The organism is Caulobacter sp. GW821-FHT10F06, assembly GCF_058809215.1.
The window spans coordinates 481,543-501,764 of record NZ_JBXASK010000001.1; the positions used below are offsets into that span (position 1 = coordinate 481,543).

15 protein-coding genes and 1 pseudogene are annotated in these 20,222 nt (G+C 68.7%); 8 read left to right on the forward strand and 8 right to left on the reverse strand.

Going from position 1 to position 20,222, the window contains the following annotated elements; all coding sequences use genetic code 11:
* The first annotated feature begins 94 nt into the window (after positions 1-94).
* The 4 genes from AC1RUS_RS02275 to AC1RUS_RS02290 all read left to right on the forward strand — a co-directional run bounded on the left by AC1RUS_RS02275 (position 95) and on the right by AC1RUS_RS02290 (position 4,973).
* Complete coding sequence (locus AC1RUS_RS02275; RefSeq protein WP_492912596.1) at positions 95-1,033, forward strand: RDD family protein; 939 nt, start codon at positions 95-97, stop codon at positions 1,031-1,033.
* Between the two features lie 114 nt (positions 1,034-1,147).
* Positions 1,148-2,650, forward strand: coding sequence for an NAD(P)/FAD-dependent oxidoreductase (locus AC1RUS_RS02280; RefSeq protein ID WP_492912598.1), 1,503 nt, complete (start codon positions 1,148-1,150; stop codon positions 2,648-2,650).
* 2 nt (positions 2,651-2,652) lie between these two features.
* Entirely contained in the window at positions 2,653-3,081 is a 429-nt protein-coding gene (locus AC1RUS_RS02285; protein ID WP_492912600.1) for a GtrA family protein, read from the forward strand.
* 35 nt (positions 3,082-3,116) lie between these two features.
* The gene (locus tag AC1RUS_RS02290; RefSeq protein WP_492912602.1) at positions 3,117-4,973 is read left to right on the forward strand and encodes a hypothetical protein; all 1,857 of its coding nucleotides are present in this window, start codon (positions 3,117-3,119) and stop codon (positions 4,971-4,973) included.
* On the opposite strand, the gene AC1RUS_RS02295 is transcribed toward AC1RUS_RS02290, so the two are convergent.
* Complete coding sequence (locus tag AC1RUS_RS02295; protein WP_492912604.1) at positions 4,943-5,119, reverse strand: hypothetical protein; 177 nt, start codon at positions 5,117-5,119, stop codon at positions 4,943-4,945. The two genes, AC1RUS_RS02290 and AC1RUS_RS02295, sit on opposite strands and share 31 nt — an antisense overlap.
* Positions 5,120-5,363: 244 nt before the next feature.
* Here AC1RUS_RS02295 and AC1RUS_RS02300 point away from each other — a divergent pair, with 244 nt between their 5' ends.
* A complete protein-coding gene (locus tag AC1RUS_RS02300; RefSeq protein WP_492912606.1) occupies positions 5,364-6,713 on the forward strand; it encodes a sugar MFS transporter in 1,350 nt (449 codons plus the stop codon).
* Positions 6,714-6,925: 212 nt separating this feature from the next.
* Here AC1RUS_RS02300 and AC1RUS_RS02305 read toward each other — a convergent pair whose 3' ends face one another.
* From AC1RUS_RS02305 to AC1RUS_RS02325, 5 genes and pseudogenes are all read right to left on the reverse strand, one after another.
* Positions 6,926-7,360: a c-type cytochrome gene (locus AC1RUS_RS02305; protein WP_492912608.1), complete on the reverse strand. Its 435-nt coding sequence runs from the start codon at positions 7,358-7,360 to the stop codon at positions 6,926-6,928.
* Positions 7,361-7,362: 2 nt separating this feature from the next.
* Positions 7,363-8,955, reverse strand: a complete 1,593-nt coding sequence (locus tag AC1RUS_RS02310) for a flavin monoamine oxidase family protein (protein WP_492912610.1) — start codon at positions 8,953-8,955, stop codon at positions 7,363-7,365.
* A 204-nt stretch (positions 8,956-9,159) separates the two neighbouring features.
* Positions 9,160-9,255 (reverse strand): annotated as a pseudogene (locus tag AC1RUS_RS02315) (hypothetical protein); the annotation flags it as partial.
* Positions 9,256-9,264: 9 nt separating this feature from the next.
* The gene (locus AC1RUS_RS02320; RefSeq protein ID WP_492912612.1) at positions 9,265-10,383 is read right to left on the reverse strand and encodes an HlyD family secretion protein; all 1,119 of its coding nucleotides are present in this window, start codon (positions 10,381-10,383) and stop codon (positions 9,265-9,267) included.
* Positions 10,380-10,973 (reverse strand): TetR/AcrR family transcriptional regulator, encoded by a 594-nt coding sequence (locus tag AC1RUS_RS02325; RefSeq protein WP_492912614.1) that lies wholly within the window; start codon positions 10,971-10,973, stop codon positions 10,380-10,382. The genes AC1RUS_RS02320 and AC1RUS_RS02325 overlap by 4 nt, the downstream gene beginning before the upstream one ends.
* A gap of 65 nt (positions 10,974-11,038) precedes the next feature.
* Here AC1RUS_RS02325 and AC1RUS_RS02330 point away from each other — a divergent pair, with 65 nt between their 5' ends.
* Positions 11,039-12,655 (forward strand): DHA2 family efflux MFS transporter permease subunit, encoded by a 1,617-nt coding sequence (locus AC1RUS_RS02330; protein WP_492912616.1) that lies wholly within the window; start codon positions 11,039-11,041, stop codon positions 12,653-12,655.
* A gap of 128 nt (positions 12,656-12,783) precedes the next feature.
* Here the strand turns inward: AC1RUS_RS02330 and AC1RUS_RS02335 are convergent, their stop codons facing one another.
* Positions 12,784-14,541, reverse strand: a complete 1,758-nt coding sequence (locus tag AC1RUS_RS02335) for a calcium-binding protein (RefSeq protein ID WP_492912618.1) — start codon at positions 14,539-14,541, stop codon at positions 12,784-12,786.
* Between the two features lie 251 nt (positions 14,542-14,792).
* On the opposite strand from AC1RUS_RS02335, the gene AC1RUS_RS02340 reads away from it, so the two are divergent.
* Positions 14,793-16,136, forward strand: a complete 1,344-nt coding sequence (locus tag AC1RUS_RS02340; RefSeq protein ID WP_492912620.1) for a dicarboxylate/amino acid:cation symporter — start codon at positions 14,793-14,795, stop codon at positions 16,134-16,136.
* Between the two features lie 102 nt (positions 16,137-16,238).
* Entirely contained in the window at positions 16,239-18,542 is a 2,304-nt protein-coding gene (locus AC1RUS_RS02345) for a glycoside hydrolase family 3 N-terminal domain-containing protein (protein ID WP_492912622.1), read from the forward strand.
* Here AC1RUS_RS02345 and AC1RUS_RS02350 read toward each other — a convergent pair.
* On the reverse strand, positions 18,539-20,206 hold the full coding sequence (locus AC1RUS_RS02350; protein ID WP_492912624.1) for a sensor histidine kinase: 1,668 nt from the start codon (positions 20,204-20,206) through the stop codon (positions 18,539-18,541). The two genes, AC1RUS_RS02345 and AC1RUS_RS02350, sit on opposite strands and share 4 nt — an antisense overlap.
* Positions 20,207-20,222 lie beyond the last annotated feature (16 nt).

Sequence of the window (20,222 nt, forward strand, 5' to 3'; positions counted from 1 at the left end):
CCACAGGCTGCGCGACTGCCGCCGCTCGCCTTGCGGAGGTTTTACTGCCAAGCTGACGGCTCGCGCGGGGGCGCGACGTATTTCGGGGGCGTGCGTGAGTGACGTGAAGACGATCCGGGCCGGGTTCTGGCGCCGGGTCCTGGGGTTCGTGATCGACAGCCTGGTGCTGGGACTCGTCGGGATCGGTCTGGGCGCCTTGCTCTATGACGAGCTTTCAAACCTGACCGGACCCACGCGCCTGATCGGCCTGGCCATCGGCGCGGTCTATTTCGGGGCGCTGAGCAGCGTGGCCGGCGGCTCGCGCACCCTGGGCATGCGGGTGACCGGCCTGAAGGTGGTTTCGGTGCGGGGCGGGCCGCTGGGCCTGCCGATGTCGCTGTGGCGGGCGGTGCTGCTGGAGGCGCCGTTCATGCTGAACGGCATGATCGTCACCGTGCCCGACAGCCTTTGGGCCAAGCTCTATGCGGTGGTGGTCGGGACGATCGTCTTCGGCCTGGGCCTGGCGCAGATCATCCTGCTGCTGTTCAACCGGGCGTCGGGCCGGCTGGTTCACGACCTGCTGTCGGGCGCGGCCGTGGTCCGGGTCGAGGCCGATACGGCGCCGGCGAGCGAGGCGCGGGGCGCGGTCGTCACGGCGGGCGTGGTCGTGGCCGCGATCTTCGTGGTCATGATCGGCATGACGACCTACGGGACCAAGTTCCTGCCGGCGTCGATGGCGACGCTGAGCGCGTCGCGCGAGGCGGTGTTGGCCGTGCCGACCGTGCTGGCCGCGGGCGTGCAGGAAAACACCATGACCAGCCTCTCGGGCCAGGGCCGCCGGACGGCCCGGACGCTGATCGTCACCGCCAAGCTGCGGACCTGGCCCGACGAGCTCAAGCCGATGTCCGACAAGATCGCCCAGGCGGCGCTGTCGCGCTATCGCCTGGCGCCGGGACAGCGGGTGAAGGTGGTGCTCAGCCGGGGCTACGACATCGGCATCGCTCAAGGGTCCAAGACCTGGACCATGGCGTTCGATCCGCCGCCGCCGATCTAGCGCGCGCCGCGGCCCATCGTCCCAGATTCACGATTAACCGGGATTCACCACGCCTCGCGACCCGGCCTTAACCAAGGGCGGCCATTGTTGTCTCGAAACGGGATTGGAATGGACATGGCCCAGCACGTCGAAACCCTTGTGATCGGAGCCGGCCCGGCGGGCCTGACCACCGCTTACACCCTGGCCAAGGCCGGGCGGGGCGTGACCGTGCTCGAGATGGACCCGGTCTATGTCGGCGGCATCAGCCGGACGGTGGACTACAAGGGCTTCAAGTTCGACATCGGCGGCCACCGGTTCTTCTCGAAGTCCAAGGAGGTGGTCGATCTCTGGAACGAGATCCTGCCCAACGACTTCATCGACCGGCCGCGCCTGTCGCGCATCTATTACCGCGAGAAGTTCTACGCCTATCCGCTGAAGGCCTTCGAGGCGCTGGCGAACCTGGGCGTCTGGACCGCGACCAAGTGCATGGCCTCGTTCGGTTGGGCGAAGTTCCGCCCCATCAGCGAGCCGACCACCTTCCACCAGTGGGTGCGCAACCAGTTCGGCGAGAAGCTGTTCTCGATCTTCTTCAAGACCTACACCGAGAAGGTGTGGGGCATGAGCTGCGACGAGATCTCGGCCGACTGGGCCAGCCAGCGCATCAAGGGCCTGGACCTGGGCGCGGCCATCGTCGACGGCGTCAAGCGTTCGCTGGGCGTGAAGGCCAAGGCGACCGCCGAGGGCGCGCCCAAGACCCTGATCGAGAGCTTCCGCTATCCCCGCAAGGGCCCCGGCATGATGTGGGAAGCCTGCGCGCAGAAGATCACCGGCCTGGGCGGCGAGATCCGCATGGGCCGCAAGGTCGATGGCCTGCACTACGACAAGATGGCCAAGATCTGGACCGTCAGCGTCACCGGCGCCGATGGCAAGAAAGAGATCTACACCGCCGACGACGTGGTCTCGTCCGCGCCGATCCGCGAGCTGATGCAGGCCGTGTCGCCCACGCCCATCAGCCTGTTCCACGCCGGCGAGCTGATGTACCGCGACTTCCTGACCGTGGTGCTGATCGGCAAGCCGCAGAAGGAGCTGCCGGACAACTGGATCTACATCCACGACCCGTCGGTGAAGGTGGGCCGGGTGCAGAACTTCCGCTCGTGGTCGCCCGAGATGATCCCGGACGGCGTCTCGACGTGCCTGGGCCTCGAATACTTCTGCTTCGAGGGCGATGGTCTGTGGACCTCGACCGACGAGGACCTGGTCGCCCAGGCCAAGCGCGAGATCGCCAAGATCGGCCTGATGGATCCCGCCGACGTCTACGACGCCTGCGTGGTGCGCCAGCACAAGGCCTATCCGGTCTATGACGACGCCTATGCCGAGCACATCAAGATGATCCGCCTGGACCTGAAGATGCACTTCCCGGGCCTGCACCTGGTCGGCCGCAACGGCATGCACAAGTACAACAACCAGGACCACGCCATGATGACCGGCCTGCTGACGGCCGAGAACATCATCGCCGGCGAGACCCTGCACGACGTGTGGGAAGTCAACGAGGACGCCGAATACGGCGAGGCCGGCGTCTCGGGCGCACGCGAGGCGCTGAGCAGCGTCCGCGACGCGCCGCGCAAGGTCGCCGCCTGAGCATGAGCCTGGTCCGCGACCTCTGGCTTCGCCTGCCGGCCGGTTTGCGCGAGCTGGGTCTCTATGGCCTGGCCAGCGCCGCCGCCCTGGCGGTCGACTGGGGTCTGCTGGTCGTCCTGAGCGGGGCGGGGCTGAACTATCTGGTCGCCGCGGCGATCGGCTTCCTGTCGGGCATGGTCGTCACCTATGCGGCCAGCGTCTCGGTGGTCTTCAAGCATCGCGGCGTCACCGATCGCCGGCGCGAGTTCGTCGGCTTCGTGGGCGTGGGCCTGGTCGGCCTGGTCCTGACGCAGGCGCTGATGGCGCTGTGGGTCGGACGCCTGGGCCTGACGCCGGGCCTGGCCAAGATCCCGACGGCGGTTCTGGTCTTCGTCTTCAACTTCACCGTCCGACGGGCGCTGCTGTTCCGCGCGCCCCGCGCCGCCGCGTGAACCGCGAGGCGACCGAGGGGGGCAGGGGGCGCTGGATGTTCCTGGCCGTCGCCGCGTCGCTGCTGGCGCTGAGCCGCATCCATCTGGGCCTGCGCCACGACGCCCGGCTCTATTTCGGCGACGCCCTGGCGCGGCTGGACCCGCAAGGCGTCGGCCGCGACCTGATCTTCGCCCATGACGGCCAGTTCGGCTTCAGCCTCTACACGCCCGCCCTGGCCTGGCTGGTCGCGCGCACCGGCCTGGACATGGCCGTGATGCTGGTCAGCGGCCTGGGCCTGGTCCTGTGGCTGGCTGCGCTGCTGGCCCTGATGTCGAAACTCTTGGCCGACCTGCCGACGGCCTGGCGCCGCCTGGCGGTGGTGCTGGTCATCGTCGCCGCGCCCTATTACGGAGCCTTCGAGGTGTTCGCCTATGGCGAGGCCTTCGCCACCCCGCGCGTGCTGGTCGAGGCCGTGGGCATGGCCGCCGTCGCCGCCTGGCTGAGCGATCGGCGGTGGCTGGCCGGCCTGATGCTGCTGGCCGCCATGGCGCTGCACCCGATCATGGCCCTGTGCGGCCTCGGCTTGCTGGCCGTCGCCCTGTGCCTGGAGGACCGTCGCTGGCTGCTGGCCGTCGGCGCGGGTCTCGCCGCGCTGCTGGCCGCAGCGGCCCTGGACCTGCCGGTCGCCGGTCGCCTGTTCGAGGTGATGGATCCCGCCTGGCGCCGGATCAGCGCGCTGCGCAGCCCGCCGGTGTTCGTGTCGCTGTGGCCGATGGAGGCCTGGGGGCGGATCGCCATGCAGGCCGTCACCCTGGGCCTGGCCGCCAGCCTGTCGCGCGGCGCGGTCCGCCGGATCATGACGGCTGCCCTGGTCGCGGGCCTGCTGGGCGTCGCCGCCGCATGGATCGCGGACGGCTTCTCTCTCGTTCTGCCGCTGCAATTGCAACTGTGGCGCACCCTGGCCCTGATGGCGGTGATGGGGGCGGGCGGCCTGGCGGTCTGTCTGCAGGCCTTGCCGTCGCGCGGTCCCAGCGGCGTGCTGGCCGTGGCCGCTCTGGTCGTCGGCTGGACCCTTCTGGGCTGGGGACCGGCGCCGCTGGCCCTGGCCGTGATCGCCCTGGCCGCAACCCGCATTCCCGCCAGCGCCTGGAGTCGGCCGGAGGTCGCCAACCGGGCGATCGTGATCATCACGTCGCTGATCATCCTGGCCTGGGCGGTGGTTCGCCTGCGCGCGGCCGTGGCCAGCTTCGCCCTGCTGCCGCCCGAGCGCGGACTGGCCGCCACCCTGGTCTGGAACAGCGGCCTGCCGGGCTGGGTCGCCGCCGCGCTCGCCGTAAGCCTGGCGGTTCGCCCGGAGGCCTTGAAGCCACGCCTGGCCATCGCCGGCGCCGTCGTGCTGAGTCTCGCGGCCGTGGCGCTGTGGGACGGCCGTACGGCGTTCAGCCGCTGGCGATCGGGCGGTCAGAGCGCGCCGCTGGTTCGCCAGCTGGCCGACCGGCCCGGCGAAGCGCTGTGGCTGGCGGGGGATGTCGATCCCTGGACCCTGGCGGGACGACCCAGCTGGGCCAGCAAGCTGCAGGGCGCGGGCGTGGTGCTGTCACGACCTCTGGCCGTCACCCTGGGCCCGCGCGTTGACCGGCTGATCGCGGCCGGGCTGGTTGACGAGAGCTGGCGTCAGCCGTTCTCGGTCCTGGCCGTGGCGCCGCCAAGGCCGACCCTGGCTCAGGTGACGGGCTTCTGCGCGGCGACCGATGCGCCGGCCTGGATCATCGCGCCCCTGGCCGATGCGCGCGGCATCGACGCCGGCTTGAAGGCGCGGGTCTTCACCCTGCCGACTCCGTATTACATCGAGACGTCGGAGCGCTGGGCCAAGGCCAGGATCTACGCGGCGATTCCCTGCGCGGGGCGCTGAGCGGGCTCGGGACGTCGTTCGACCAGGGCTTCGGGCGCGCGCAGGGCCTTGGCGCCGGCGCAGACCATGTGCACGAAAAGGTCGATCAGGCCGATCACGGCGGCGACGGCGAAAATACCCGAAACAAGAACGATGACAGGCGTCATGGCGGCTCTCCCCAGCTGCGAAATTAACCGTGGAAGAGACGCTTTGGTTCCTGTCTGGTAGCGCTCTCAGGGAGCGTATTCTGGAGCTTTCTATTGACAACGTTGTCACGGATCGAAGGAATGCGCCATCCCGTGAAGACGGACTGGGCCCGCGAAGACGGACAGGGAGTGAAAGCATGACAGGTAAGGGTATCGGCGCGCCGGGGGCGGACGCGTCTGTGAACGGTCTGACGGGAGCCGCGCGATGAGCGACGCCGCGATCCCCGCCAAGAAGGCCGGCGGCTTTGGACTGGCCGTGGTCTATGTGACCTGCCTGTTCTTCATCTGGGCCCTCGTCACCAATCTGCTCGATCCGCTGCTGAAGACCTTCAAGACGGTCTTCACGCTGACCCCCGTCGAGGCCAGCCTGACGGGCTTCGCCTTCTTCATCGCCTACGGGATCATGTCGCTGCCTTCGGCGGCGTTCCTGTCCAAGATCGGCTACGCCAAGTCGGTGATGGTGGGCCTGGGCGGCATCGTCGCGGGCTGCTTCATCGCCATCGCCGCGGCCAAGCTGCACACCTTCGGCGTCTTCCTGGTCGGCCTGTTCGTGATGGCCTCGGGCGTCACCCTGCTGCAGGTGGCCGCCAACCCGCTGATCGCCTCGATGGGCAAGCCGGAAGACTCGTCCTTCCGCCTGAACCTGTCGCAGGCCTTCAACTCGCTGGGCGCGGCCTGCGGCCTGTGGTTCGGCGCCAACTTCCTGCTCAAGGGCGACATCTTCAAGAAGGACGTGGTGGTCACGGACGTCCTGCGCGAGCAGGCCCTGGGCTTCGTCTCGAACGTCTATTTCGCGATCGGCGTGGGCCTGGCCCTGTTCATCCTGCTGATCTTCCTGGTCCGCCAGAAGATCACCGACGCCGCGCCGAAGACCGGCCAGCTGGTCAATCCCTTTACGGCGCTGACGTCCAAGTGGGCGAACCTGGGCGCGATCGGCATCTTCCTCTATGTCGGCGCCGAGGTGGCGATCTCGCTGCACCTGCTGCTGTTCCTGGAGCAGACCCGCATCCTCGACATCCCGTCCGAACAGGCTGGCAAGCTGACCACCTTCTACATGGTGTTCGCGATGATCGGCCGCTTCGGGGGCTCGGCCCTGCTGAAGGCGGTCGAGGACTACTTCCTGCTGGCCTTCGTGGCCGTGGGCGCCATCGCTCTGTGCCTGGTGGTGATCTTCACCAAGGACATGACCCCGACGGCCCACGCTGGGACCGTGAACCTGCTGCTGGCCTCGGCGCCGCTGACCAGCGGCCTGATCCCGGCCTTCGCGGCGCTGCTGATCGGTCTCTTCAATTCTATCATGTTCCCGACCATCTTCACCCTGACCCTGCAACGGTCCTCGGCGCCGACCTCGGCGACCTCGGGCCTGCTGTGCATGGCCATCGTGGGCGGCGCCTTCCTGCCGCTGGCCTTCGCCAAGATCGAGGAGGCGACCGGTTCGATCTCGATGGGCTTCATCGCCCCGCTGGTCTGCTACGTCTACGTGCTGTGGTTCGCCTTCGCGGCCAAGAAGGCCCCGACGCACGAGATCACCGAGGCGGTCGCCGGCGGTCACTGATCGCCAGCGCCTGAAAGACGGAAAGGCCCGCCGGTTTCGCCGGCGGGCCTTTTCTTGCGAGTTGCGTGCGTCCGCTCACGGACCTCGCCAGGCTTTCGGAGAGCCAGCTTTCTGACGCCGCCCAGCTGGTTGCCAGTAACAGTCCCCGTCATTTCAGGAAGGGACTGACGGGGCTCTATGAGGTCAGGCGGAGTCCCGGAGGGCGATACGCTCTAGTGCGCCTCGGGATGCGGGATGTGCGCCAGCTTGGCGACGTCTTCCTCGGTGACCGGCTTGGCGTAGGCGTTGCCGAAGTTGGTGCGGACATAGGTGATGGCGGCGGCCATCTGGGCGTTGCTGAGCGTGCCTGCGAAGCCCGGCATGCCGCCCCGGCCGCCGGCGACGATGACGATCGGATAGGCCGCGCCGGCCAGCTTGGGGTTCTTGGCCAGGGCGGGGATGGTTCCCGCCCCAGAGCCGCCCTTGGCGTCCTGCATGTGGCAGGCGGCGCAGACGGCGCGATAGACCTCCTCGCCGGTGACCGGCTTGGGGACACGGACGATGCCGCCGCCGGTGTCGCCGCCCTGCGGGGCCTGGGCGGCGGCCGGGATGGCGACGAAGGCGGCGGCGACGAGGCCGGCGGCCAGGATGTTGCGGAACGGGCTCATGCTCAGGCCTCCAGCGCGCGCTTGTGCAGGCGGGTGACGGCGTCGATCGACGACAGCAGCGCCCCTTCCATCCAGCAGCCGACATAGCTGGCGTGCTCGCCGGCCAGCACCACGCGGCGGTCCATGGCCACCAGGGTCTGGTAGTGCTCCTTGCGGGTGTCCTCGTTCCAGCGGGCGCAGCAGCCCAGAGTCCAGGGCACGCGGCTCCAGGCCACCGAGGCGCCGGTCAGGAACTCCTTGCGGTAGCTGCCGGGGTGGATCACCGAGCCCTGCTGCAGCGCCACTTCGATCCGCTGCTCGGGCGTCATGCCGGCCAGGCGATAGGCCCCCATCTCGCGGGCGAAGGCTCCCAACAGCACGGCCGGCTTGTCGGTGAAGAAGTTGTTGTTGGGGTAGGAGATCAGGGCGATCTCCTGGTCGGTGAAGCTGTGGCCGCCATAGATGGAGTCGTCCTCCTCCCAGAAGCGGCGCTTCATCTCCAGGCCGATCTTCACCTGCCCCGAATAGGGCACGGCGGCGATGGCGGCGGCCATCCCGTCGCTGACCTGGGTCTCGATCTGGTTGAGGATCGACAGCGGGATGGTGCAGACGCACCAGTCGGCCTGCGCTGTCTCGACCTTGCCGGTGGCGGTGTCGGCATAGGTGACGGCCACGCCCTTGTCGTCCTGGGCGATCTTGCTGACCTTGGCGTTGTAGGTGATCAGGCCCTGGACCTGCCTGGCGAAGGCCTTGCCGATCATGTCCATGCCGCCGACCGGCTGGAACATGGTGGTGGCCATCTCGTGGCCCATGAAGAAGCCCATCGAGGTCCAGACCTGCGGGTCCAGCACGTCGTGGAAGTCGTAGAGTTCCGACGGCAGCGGCGCGCCGTTCACCCCGCCGCCGGGCGGGCGGTCATAGCCCCGGTGCGACGAGGACCGCAGGCCCTTGGCGTACCTGTAGTCCTTGTCCAGCATGCCCCAGCCCTTCAAGGCTTCGAGCAGGCGGTCGCGATCCTCGGCGGTGATCGCCTCATCCAGCGACTTCTGGTTCACCGACTTGGCCAGGAGCTCGGCGACATTGCCCTCGAAGTCGGCCGCGGCGGCCTTGAAGCGCACCGGCTTGCCGCCGAACGCCTGCGAGGAGTGGACCCAGGTGTTGTGGTTGAACTGGATGAACGGCTCCAGCGCCACGCCGAATTGCTTGCAGTAGTGCAGCAGCGTGCGGTGATGGTGCGGGATCCGCCACGGGCCGGGATTGAGGTAGTTGCCTTCGGAAAAGCCGACCTTCTGGGTCGCCCCGCCCAGTTCGGTGTAACTATCCCCGCCTCGGAGCGACCAGTTCCGGCCGCCGGCGCGGTTCTGGTATTCCAGCACCTTCACCTGATAGCCGGCCTTGGTCAGCTCATAGGCCGCCAGCATGCCCGCCAGGCCCGCGCCCAGCACGATCACCGAGGCGCCCTTGCGGGTCCCGGTCAGGTTCAGCGGGCCCTTGAACTGGGTCTCGGCCGCATGACCCATCGAGGTCATGGCCTGGTACAGCGCCGCCGTGCCGCCCACCTGGGCGATGGCGGTCAGAAGCTGTCGTCGTGTCGGTACGCGGTCGCCCAGAGCCATGCGCCAGATCCCCCATGCCGCCCGTCCGACGGTCAGGACTCAGACGTAGCAAGCGGGCCTCGCGCGACGCACGCCCTGGCGGAACGACTCGAGGCGTTCTCGACGACGCCGTCATTTCGCGGCGCCCGACAGGCGGCTTTGTGTAGGAATTGGGCAGCTCTCGCGAGCAAACAAACCTTGTCATCCCGGAAGCGCGCAGCGCTGTCCGGGACCCAGGGGCCGGCGCATCGCGGTTGCCCCTGGGTCCCGGCTCTCCGCTTCGCTGCGGCCGGGATGACAAGCTTTGAGGGAATGCTTCAGGAGAGACCCCTACCCCTTCAACCGCACCTTCACCGTCGTCGACAGACCCGGACGCAGCCGGTCCAGACCCTTCTGGCCGGGGTCGAGGGCAATGCGCACCGGCACGCGCTGCACCACCTTGGTGAAGTTGCCCGTGCCGGGTTCGAACGGCAGCAGCGAGAACTGCGAGCCCGAGCCCGGGGCGAAGCTTTCCACGCGGCCGGTCAGCGGCTTGCCGTCCAGGGCGTCGACCTTGATCGTCGCCGACTGGCCCACGACCATGCGGGCGACCTGGGTCTCCTTGAAGTTGGCGATCACGTAGAGGGCCTTCATCGGCACGATGGTCAGAAGGCGCGTGCCGGGCTGGACATAGTCGCCGGGCTCGGCCTGGCGGTCGCCGACCACGCCGTCGATCGGGGCGCGGATCAGGGCGTGGCCCTGGTCCTGGTCGGCCAGCAGCAGGGCGGCGCGGGCGCGGGCCACCGAGGCTTCAGCCTTCGCGAGGGCGGCGGCCAGGGTCGCGCGCTTGGCTTGGGTGACCCCGACCTGGTCGCGGCTGATGTCCAGCTGCGCGCGGCTGCGGTCGGCGTCGGACTGGGCGCTGATGGCGGCGGCGCGGTAGCGCTCGACGTCGCGGCGGGCCACCGCGCCGCTGTCGGCCAGGTCCTCGAAGCGCTTGCGGTCGGCCTGGGCGCGGACGCTCTGCGCATCGGCCGAGACGATGGCCGTGCGAGCGGCGCGGACGTTGCTGTCGGCCAGGCGCTCCTCAGCCGCCAGGGCGACGATGGCGGCCTGGGCGGCGGCGGCCTCGGCTTGGGCGTTGGCCAGATCGGCCTGGGCGCCGGCGACGCGGGCGTCGAACTCCTCCGGGTCGATGCGCACCAGCGGGTCGCCCTTGCGAACGGTCTGATTGTGGTCGACCAGCACCTCGGACACCAGGCCCCGCACCTTGGGCGCGACGCTGGAACTGTCGGCCTGGACATAGGCCGCGTCGGTCGAGACCGTGCTCTTGGGCATGGCGATCAGCGCGCCGCCGATCCCCGCCACGGCGATCGCGGTTCCGACCGCCAGCACGGTCTTGCGCGAGAACGGGGCCTTGGTCCTGGCGGCGGCGGGCGCGGAGACCCCGTCGAACGTAGCGTCGGTCATTGGGCGGCCTCTAGGCCAAAGCGGCGTTTCAGTTGGGCGCGCGAGCGGGCCAGGATGGCGTCGGAGCGCTCGGGATCGGTCTCGGCCCGCGCCAGGCTGACGGCGCCGACCATCTGGGACAGCATGGCGCTGGCCTCGTCCTCGGGATGGGGAAAGTCGATGCCGGCCAGGTGGGCGGCCAGGATCTCTGTCAGCCTGGCCGCGCCCTTGGCGTAGCGCTCCCGCGAGGCCTGGGCCAGACGCGGCGCCTCGGCGGCCAGGAACGGCAGCGGGCAGCCGCCGTCCACCGTGTCGCGGTGCGAGGCCGACAGGTAGAAGTTGATGTAGTTGCGCAGCGCCTGGCGCGGCGGCTGGTCGGCCACGCGCTTCAGCATCGCCGTAGGGCCGTCCTCGAACATCTGGCCGATCGCCTCGGCGACGAAGGCCTCCTTGGACGGGAAGTGCGCATAGAAGCCGCCATGGGTCAGGCCGGCCCGGGCCATCACCCCGGCCACGCCCAGCTTGTGTGGCCCCTCGGCCCGGATGGCCTTGGCGGCCTCCTTCAGAACCCGCTCGCGGGTCTTCTGCTTGTGCTCGGCGTCGTAGCGCATGACTTGCGGCCTCGGTTGGTATGATCCATATAATATTATAGACATCATACTTTCAAGGGCCGGACATGACCGACGCGACTTTCGGCTCGACAGGGAGCGCTCCGACAGCGAAGGCCGCCCCGATCGATCCGGGCGCTCTGCCCGACCGCATCAAGTATCTGATCTTCGGCGTAATGGCGTTCGGCCAGTTCATGGCCCTGATCGACATCCAGATCGTCGCAGCCTCGCTCAACAACGTGCAGGCGGGCCTGTCGGCGGGACCCGACGAGATCAGCTGGGTGCAGACCGGCTACCTGATGGCCGAGCTGGTGATGATCCCGTTCGCGGCGTTCCTGGCCCAGGCTCTGTCGACCCGCTGGCTGTTCGCCCTGTCGGCCGGCCTCTTCACGATCTCCTCGGCCCTGTGCGGCATGGCCTGGGACATCGACTCGATGATCCTGTTCCGCGTACTGCAGGGCTTCACCGGCGGGGCGATGGTGCCGACGGTGTTCGCCACGGGCTTTGCGATGTTCTCCGGACCGCAGCGGGCGATGATCCCGGCCATCCTGGGCATGGTCTCGGTGCTGGCCCCGACCCTGGGCCCCACGGTCGGCGGCTGGCTGACCGAGGCGGTCGGCTGGCGCGCGATCTTCTACATCAACATCGTCCCCGGAGCCCTGGTCACCCTGCTGGCGATCAGCGTCATCAAGGTCGATCGGCCCAACTTCAAGATGCTCAAGACCATCGACTACTCCCACCTGGTGGCGATGGCCGTCTTCCTGGGTGGGCTGGAGTTCGTGCTCGAGGAAGGCCCGCGCAAACAGTGGTTCGAGGACAGCCACATCGCCATCGCCGCCTGGGTGTCGCTGGTGGCCTTCGCGCTGTTCGTCGAGCGCTCGCTGCGGTCGGGCGGGCCGATCGTCAAGCTGTCGCCCTTCCGCAAGCCGACCTTCGCCTTCGCCTGCGTGTTCAACCTGGTGATCGGTTTCGGGCTCTATTCCTCGACCTATCTGATCCCCGTCTTCCTGGGCCGGGTGCGCGGCTATAACAGCCTGGAGATCGGCACGACGGTCTTCGTCACCGGCATCGCCCAGATCCTGTCGACGGTGATCGCCGCGCGGCTGTCGACCAAGGTCGACCAGCGGATGGTCATCAGCTTCGGCCTGACCCTGTTCGCCGCCAGCCTGTTCCTGACCTCGCACATGACCAGCGAGTGGGGCTTTTCGGCCCTGCTGATCCCGCAGGCGCTGCGGGGCTTTGCGATCATGCTGTGCATCGTGCCCAGCGTCGGCCTGGCCCTGAACGGCTTCGCCATGACCGAGCTGCGCTACGCCTCGGGCCTGTTCAACCTGATGCGCAACCTGGGCGGGGCCATCGGCATCGCCGTGGTCAACACCTGGCTGGGCGACAACGCCCGCATCCACGCCGCCTATCTGGGCGAGGGCCTGGGCCACCTGGGCGCGTCGGGCACGGCCTTCATCGCGCAACTAGCGGCCCGGATCGGCGAGACCACCAGCGACCCGGCCCAGGCCCTGCTGATGGCCCAGGGCGAGATGGCGCGCGTGGTCGGCCGCCAGGCCCTGACCCTGGCCTTCAACGACGTCTTCCGCCTGATGTCGTGGATCTTCCTGGCGGCCCTGGTGATGGCGCCGTTCTGTCGCCCCCCACCGCTGGACGCCAAGCCGCCGGCCGACGCGCACTGAGGGCGGGATGAAGGCCGCACGGGGCGTGCGCAGACGTCAGTGCAGGCGCCGCATCCAGACGTCAGATAGCCACCGCGAGGGGGCTCCCGCCACAAGGGCGAAATGACGGAGCAAACAGACGAACGACCTCAGTCGAAGTGGCTGACATCGAAGTTGTCGGCCGTGGTCCCGAACAGTCGAATGGCGTAGTCCGCGCTGGTGGAGCCGACGGAGTCGACGAAGATGAACAGGCCGTAGCCGGACACATAGGCGCCGTAGACGGTCGCCGACGGATTGGTGTCGAAGTACTTGTTGGCCAGGCTGAGCGCGTCGGCATAGGTCGCCTGGTCGGCGCTGGCCTCCGAATACAGCACCGGCCTGACGTCGAGATGGATCTTGTCGAGGATCGGGTCGAACGACTTGATCGTATCGACCGAGCTGGTGGGACTGAATTCGAGGAACGTCAGGCCGGAGTCGCCGGTGGCGAAGGAGAAGACGTCGCGGCCCCAGGTGCCGCGCAGTTCGTCCACGCCCGTGCCGCCGATCAGCGTGTCGTTGCCGGTGCCGCCCATGAGGGTGTCGTTGCCCGAGCCGCCCAGCAGAAGGTCGTCGTCGCCGCCGCCGTCGATCCAGTCGTCTCCCGCGCCGCCATCGATGGTGTCGTTCTCCGACAGCCCGTCGATATCGTCGTCTCCGCCGCCGCCGAGAATGGAGTCGGCCCCGGTGGCGCCGTTGATGTTGTCGATGCCGTCCCCGGCGTCGATCGTGTCGGCGCCGTTGCTGCCGTCGATCAGGTCTTCGCCGGCGCCGCCGTAAATGATGTCGTTGCCGTTATAGCCATTGAGCCGGTCATTGCCGTCGCCGCCGGAGATGATCTCGTTCCAGTCGCCGCCGCTGACGACGTCGTCGCCCGCGCCGCCGAACGCGTAGCCGCCGTTGCCGCTGACGCCCATGGCGTCGTTGCCTTCGCCGCCATCGACATAGTCGCCGGCGCCGCCGCCAAGCCAGTCGTTCCCGGCCCCGCCATAGATGGAATCGACGCCCGTTCCGCCATTGAAATAGATCGTGTCGTTGCCGCCCTCGCCGTAGAGGACGTTGGAGCCGGACCCGCCGTCGGCGACGATCCGATCGTCCCCGCCTTCGCCATGGACGATGTTGGAGCCCGACCCCGGGTCGAGGGTGTCGGCGCCTTCGCCGCCCCAGATGACGTCGTCGCCGCTTTCGCCGTAGAGCTGGTCCGCGCCCAGGCCGCCATAGATCGTGTCGGAATCGTCGCCGCCATAGACGCGGTCGTTGTCCAAATCGGCATAGATGGTGTCGTCGCCGGCGCCGCCGTAGATCAGGTCGTCCTGCTGCCCGCCCAGGATGGTATCGCGGCCCTCGCCGCCGTCGACGGTGTCGCGGCCGAGGTTGCCGTGGAGATAGTCGCCGCCGTCGCCGCCCGACAGCCTGTCGTCGTCCTGGCCGCCGAGCACGGTGTCGGAGTGTTCGCCCCCGTCGAGCGTGTCCTGGCCCTTGTTGCCCTGCAGGAAGTCGTCGTCGGCCCCGCCGAGCATGGAATCCGCGCCGTCGCCGCCGAACAGGACGTCCATGCCGCGGCCGCCGCTGATGGTGTCGGCGCCGGCTCCGCCGAGCAGGTAGTCGCCGTATATGCCGCCGGTCATCAGTTCGGACGCGGCCGCGCCGTAGACGAAGACCGAGCCGTCGACGAAGGTCGTCCGGCCCAGGCCGGCCAGGGTGGCGGTCTTGAAGACGAGGGTCTTGCCGGCCAGGGTCAGGGAGAGGTCGGCGCCGGTTTCGACGACGACCAGGCTGGGCGCCGTCCCGGCCGACACCTGGAGGGTGTCATTGGCTGTGAAGCCGTCGGCTTGAGCCTGGGTCGCGGTGTTGAAGTTCAGCGTCGCCATCGATTGCCCCCGTCGCGGCCGCCGCGCGCGCCCAACGGCGACGAAAGCAAACCTTGCTGGCTCGCGCTTAGCGCGCGGCAGCCCCCAAGGTTGTCTTTCACGGAATCCCCAAGCGTGACAATACGTGTCGGCGCGGTTTCGAACATTCTCCGAACCTCAGCTTTCCTGAAGGCGCTTGAGGAATTTCCTTGCTGGTAATTCCCCGGTCCCGGCACGACATTCAGCGTCCAGACTTGTTTTCAGGATCGATCATGGCCGCCGCCGCGACTTCCAAGAACCGCTTCATCAGCGGGTTCGGCTTTCAGGTGCTCATCGCCATGGTCATCGGCCTGGGCCTGGGGCTGCTGGCCCGCGAGCTGGGGCCGGAAAAGGGGCAGGCGGGCTTCGTGCTGGCCGAGACCCTTCGCCAGATCGGCTCGATCTTCGTCCAGCTGCTGCGCACCCTGGTGCCGCCGCTGGTGTTCACCGCCATCGTCGCCAGCATCGCCAATCTGGCGGAACTTCAGAACGCCGCGCGGCTGGTCTGGCGCACCCTGTTCTGGTTCGCCGTCACCGCCCTGATCGCCGTGCTGATCGGCATCACCCTGGGCCTGGTCCTGCAGCCGGGCCTGCACACCACGGTCGCCGCCGCCGAGGCCCATGCGCCCAAGACCAACGGCTCGTGGCTCGACTTCCTAACGGGCCTGGTGCCCTCCAACATCCTGGGCCTGAACGCCTCGACCTCGATCAGCGACACCGGCGCGGCCAAGACCTCGCTGTCGTTCAACGTGCTGCAGATCCTGGTGATCTCGCTGGTCACCGGCGTCGCGGCCCTGAAGGCGGGCGAGGCGGGCAAGGGCTTCCTGGCCTTCAACGCCTCGGCCCTGGTGGTGGTGCGCAAGGTGCTGTCGTGGGTGATCCGCCTGACGCCGATCGGCACCATCGGCCTGCTGGGCAACGCCGTGGCGCAATATGGCTGGACCACCCTGGGCCAGCTGGGCGCCTTCACCGGCGCGATCTATGTCGGGCTGGCCCTGGTGCTGTTCGTCGTCTACCCGATCCTGCTGGCCGCCAATGGCCTGAACCCGGTGAAGTTCTTCGCCGGCGCCTGGCCCGCGATCCAGCTGGGCTTCGTCTCGCGCTCGTCGGTCGGCACCCTGCCGGTGACCGAAGCGGTGACCGAGCAGAGCCTGGGCGTGCCGCGCGCCTATTCGGCCTTCGCCGTGCCGCTGGGCGCGACCACCAAGATGGATGGCTGCGCGGCGATCTATCCGGCGATCTCGGCGATCTTCGTGGCGCAGTTCTTCGGCCTGCACCTGGGGATCACCGACTATGCGCTGATCGTCTTCGTGTCGGTGATCGGCTCGGCCGCCACCGCCGGCCTGACCGGCGCGACGGTGATGCTGACCCTGACCCTGTCGACGCTTGGCCTGCCGCTGGAAGGCGTGGGCCTGCTGCTGGCCATCGACCCGATCCTCGACATGGGCCGTACGGCGGTGAACGTCGCGGGGCAGGCGCTGGTGCCGACCCTGGTGGCCAAGCGCGAGGGGATCCTGGATCTGGAGGTCTACAACGCGGGCCGCGTTCCCACCGAAACGCTGGCGGCGGCGGAGTAGCGGACGCGAGTGTTCGCCGGGGCAAACCCCACAGGCGAGCCCGGTTGCGCCTGTCGCTTTTAGCGGCGAGGTTGCCCGCCTCAAGGCGCGTAAAGGGAATCGATGGTGTCGAAGGCGAGTGAAGGCGGCCGGTCCGGGCCGAGCCGCAGGTCCATGCTCGCCGGAGCCGCGGCCATCGCCGGGTTCGCCATCACCGCACCAGCCCGCGCCGTCGTCGCCGCGCGCGGCTCCGATCGCATCGAGGCCCTGCTGGCCCAGATGACGATCGAGGAGAAGGCCGGGCAGCTCAGCTGCTTCGCCGACATGATCCGCCCGCCGATCGGCGACATGAACCCGCTAGTCAATATCCGCAACGCCCAGACCCTGATCTCGGAGATCAAGGCCGGCCGCATCGGCGTACTGATGAACGGCGTGGGGACCGCCGGCGCGCTGGAGGCCCAGAAGGCGGCGGTCGAGGGTTCGCGCCTGAAGATCCCGCTGATCTTCGCCGCCGACGTCATCCACGGCTTCCGCACCGTGTTTCCGATCCCGCTGGGCGAGAGCGCCAGTTTCGATCCGCACCTGGCCGAGCGCACCGCCCGGGCCGCCGCCTCGGAAGCTTCGGCGTCCGGCCTACACTGGACCTTCGCGCCGATGGTCGACGTGGCCCGCGACCAGCGCTGGGGCCGGGTGGCCGAGGGCGCCGGCGAGGACGTCTATCTGGGCGAGGTTCTGGCCGCCGCCCGCGTGCGCGGGTTCCAGGGCAAGGACCTGAAGGCCGACGACAGCATGCTGGCCACGCCCAAGCACTTCGCCGCCTATGGCGCGGTGACGGCGGGGCTGGAGTACAATTCCGTCGAGCTGTCCGAAGCCACCCTGCGCGAGGTGCACCTGCCGCCGTTCCAGGCCGCGTTCGCGGCCGGGGCGCTGACCACCATGTCGGCCTTCAACGACATCAACGGCGTGCCCGCCACCGCCAACAAGCGCCTGCTGACCGACATCCTGCGCGGCGAGTGGGGCTTCAAGGGCGTGGTGATCTCCGACTACACCGCCGACCAGGAGCTGGTGGCCCACGGCTACGCCCAGGACGATCGCGATGCGGCGCGTCTGGCCCTGCTGGCCGGCGTCGACATCAGCATGCAGAGCGGCCTCTACATCCGCTACCTGCCGGAGCTGGTCGCCTCGGGCGCGGCGCCGGTGGCGACGGTGGACGCCTCGGTGCGCCGGGTGCTGATGCTGAAGGAGGCGCTGGGGCTGTTCGACAATCCCTATCGCTCGATCAACCCCAAGGCCGAGGCGGCGCGCACCGCCACGCCGGCGATGCGGGCGCTGAGCCGCGAGGCCGGGGCGAAGTCGATCGTGCTGCTGCGCAACGAGGGCGCGATCCTGCCGCTGCCGCGCGCCGGCAAGCGCCTGGCCCTGATCGGTCCGTTCGCCGATGACAAGGACAATGTGCTGGGCGCGTGGGGCGGCTTCTTCGCCGACCGGGGACTGAACGTCGACCTGGCCACCGGCGTTCGCGCGGCCATGACCGACCCCGGCTCCCTGATCGTCGAGCGCGGCTGCGAGGTCGAGACCACGATCGCCGGAGGCTTCGAGCGCGCGGTCGCGGCGGCGCAAGGCGCCGACATCGTGCTGCTGGCGGTAGGCGAGGGCCAGGACATGACCGGCGAGGCCAAGTCGCGCACCGACATCCGCATCCCCGCCGTGCAGCAGCGCCTGGCCGAGGCCATCGCCGCCACTGGCAAGCCCGTCGTCGTGCTGCTGCGCCATGGCCGCGCCATCGCCCTGGAAGGCGTGGTGCGCGACGCCAAGGCGATCCTGGCCACGTGGTTCCTGGGCAGCGAGATGGGCAACGCCGTGGCCGACGTGCTGTTCGGCGCGGTCAATCCCTCGGCCCGCCTGCCGGTCAGCTTTCCCCTGGAGAGCGGCCAGGAGCCGTTCTTCTACAATGGCCGCACCACGGGCCGTCCCGCGCCGGTCGATCCCAACGCCCAGGAGTACAAGGCCCGCTGGCGGTCGATCCGCAACGAGGCGCTCTATCCGTTCGGCTTCGGCCTGGGCTACACGACCTTCGCCCTGAGCGATCTGAAGCTCAGCGAGGAAAAGCTGTCCTGGGGCGAGACCCAGCGGATCACCGCCAAGGTCACCAACACCGGCCAGGTGCATGGCGAGCACGTGGTGCAGCTCTATGTCCGCGACCGCGTGGCCAGCCGCACCCGTCCCGTGCGCGAGCTGAAGGGCTTCCAGCGCGTCAGTCTGGCCCCCGGGCAAAGCCGCGAGGTGAAGTTCGAGCTCAAGCGCGAGAACCTGATGTTCGTCGGCGACGAGGACCACTGGATCGTCGAGCCGGGGATGTTCGACGTCTGGGTCGCCAATTCGTCGGTCGACGGCCTGGCGGGCAGCTTCGAGCTGGTCTCCGCCTAGATCTTCGCCGCCACGCGCCGGGCGGGACGGGCGATGTGGGGCCGGCGCAGCGGGATGTCGAAGTGGAAGGTCGAGCCTTCCCCCAGCCTGCTGTCGACCTTGATCTTGCCGCCCATCAGTTGGACCAGCTCCTGGCAGATCGCCAGGCCCAGGCCCGAGCCTTCGTGCGCGCGGGTCAACGAGCCGTCGACCTGGGAGAACTTGGCGAACAGGCTGGACTGATCCTTCGGATCGATGCCGATCCCGGTGTCGCTGATCGCGAACCGCACGCCCTTGCCGGTCTCCCGCACGGTCAGGCGGACGGAGCCATGGTCGGTGAACTTGATCGCGTTGGCCACCAGATTGCCCAGCACCTGCCGCAGGCGCATGGGGTCCCCGACCCAGTCGCCCTCGCATTCCGGGGCCAGGGCGTGGTCCAGCAGGACGCTCTTGCTGGCCGCCGCGCCGGAGAAGGCGGCGCTGGTGCTCTCGACCAGCGTGTGCAGATCGAAGGTCTCGTTGCGCAGCCGGATCGCGCCGGAGTCCAGCCGGGCCATGTCCAGGATGTCGTTGAGGAGGCGGAGCAGAGCGGCGCCGGACTCGTTGATGATCCGCAGCCGGGTGCGCTGGGGCCCCGAGAGCTGGTCGGCCTCCATGATCTGGGCCATGCCCAGGACGCCGTTCAGGGGCGTTCGGATTTCGTGGCTCATATTGGCCAGGAACTGGGTCTTGGCGATGTTGGCGGCCTCGGCCTGGTTCTTGGCTTCGATCAGGGCCAGGCGGTTTTCGGCCAGCTTGGCCAGAGAGTCTCTCACCCGCATGAACAGCACCAGTCCGGCCGCGGCCATGACCAGGAAGCCCAGAGCCAGCCAGGGCGCGGCGCTGCGTAAAAGGGACATGCCCGGGTTGACGGAGGTCCAGGTCAGGGCGCCGATCCGCTTTCCCTGGGCGTCGATCAGGTCGACCTTGGGCGCCTTGGCCTCGGCGCGGGCGACGAGCGCCAGGCCAGGAACGTCGAGCGCCTGTTCCATGTTGCGGATCACCGCGCCGCTGATCCGGCGCGCCGAGACGATGATGGTCGGCGGCTGACGTCGGTTCGCGACCGCGGCCTGGCTTTCCACGATGGTGTCGGCGGCGACCACGAAATAGACCTCATCGCCCGAACGGATCAGTCCGGCTCCGGTCGTGGCGCCCTCAAGGCCGAAATTGCCCTTCGCATGGGCGACTGCGGCTTTGGCCGCGACGGCGTCGATGAGCATCCGGGCGTCGGAGGGCAGGGCGCCCAAGGCGGACTGGGTCACGCGCGCTCCGGCCAGCGAAGCGTAGGTGATCTTGCCGTCGCGCAGGGCAAAGGTCAGATCGTGACCGAAATAGCGATGATAGTACTCGGCGAAATTGAGGTCGGCCCAGGCCATGTCGGGAGACGGGCCCATGGCCCCATAGGCGTCGTCCCAGACTGTCGCCGAGGTGAGTTCGCGCGTCATCCGCGTCAGATCGCTCTGGATCGTGCGCTCGACCAACTCGCGTTCGTCGAGGCTTTCGATGCGATCAAGCTGCTTGGCCGCGAACAGCATCAGGGCCAGACCGCCAAGGATCGAGACCAGCACCAGGACAATCGTCGAGCCCACGATCCAGTGAATCGAACGCAGGCGTCGCGTTTCGGAGATGGGGGCGGGTTGGTCCATTGCTGCCGATACCGTC

Bases quoted from the DNA above. Each gene is read 5' to 3' on its own strand.
- AC1RUS_RS02280 (WP_492912598.1), top strand. From the start codon at position 1,148: ATGGCCCAGCACGTCGAAACCCTTGTGATCGGAGCCGGCCCGGCGGGC.
- AC1RUS_RS02285 (WP_492912600.1), top strand. From the start codon at position 2,653: ATGAGCCTGGTCCGCGACCTCTGGCTTCGCCTGCCGGCCGGTTTGCGC.
- AC1RUS_RS02290 (WP_492912602.1), top strand. From the start codon at position 3,117: ATGTTCCTGGCCGTCGCCGCGTCGCTGCTGGCGCTGAGCCGCATCCAT.
- AC1RUS_RS02295 (WP_492912604.1), bottom strand. From the start codon at position 5,119: ATGACGCCTGTCATCGTTCTTGTTTCGGGTATTTTCGCCGTCGCCGCC.
- AC1RUS_RS02300 (WP_492912606.1), top strand. From the start codon at position 5,364: ATGAGCGACGCCGCGATCCCCGCCAAGAAGGCCGGCGGCTTTGGACTG.
- AC1RUS_RS02305 (WP_492912608.1), bottom strand. From the start codon at position 7,360: ATGAGCCCGTTCCGCAACATCCTGGCCGCCGGCCTCGTCGCCGCCGCC.
- AC1RUS_RS02310 (WP_492912610.1), bottom strand. From the start codon at position 8,955: ATGGCTCTGGGCGACCGCGTACCGACACGACGACAGCTTCTGACCGCC.
- AC1RUS_RS02320 (WP_492912612.1), bottom strand. From the start codon at position 10,383: ATGACCGACGCTACGTTCGACGGGGTCTCCGCGCCCGCCGCCGCCAGG.
- AC1RUS_RS02325 (WP_492912614.1), bottom strand. From the start codon at position 10,973: ATGCGCTACGACGCCGAGCACAAGCAGAAGACCCGCGAGCGGGTTCTG.
- AC1RUS_RS02330 (WP_492912616.1), top strand. From the start codon at position 11,039: ATGACCGACGCGACTTTCGGCTCGACAGGGAGCGCTCCGACAGCGAAG.
- AC1RUS_RS02335 (WP_492912618.1), bottom strand. From the start codon at position 14,541: ATGGCGACGCTGAACTTCAACACCGCGACCCAGGCTCAAGCCGACGGC.
- AC1RUS_RS02340 (WP_492912620.1), top strand. From the start codon at position 14,793: ATGGCCGCCGCCGCGACTTCCAAGAACCGCTTCATCAGCGGGTTCGGC.
- AC1RUS_RS02345 (WP_492912622.1), top strand. From the start codon at position 16,239: ATGGTGTCGAAGGCGAGTGAAGGCGGCCGGTCCGGGCCGAGCCGCAGG.
- AC1RUS_RS02350 (WP_492912624.1), bottom strand. From the start codon at position 20,206: ATGGACCAACCCGCCCCCATCTCCGAAACGCGACGCCTGCGTTCGATT.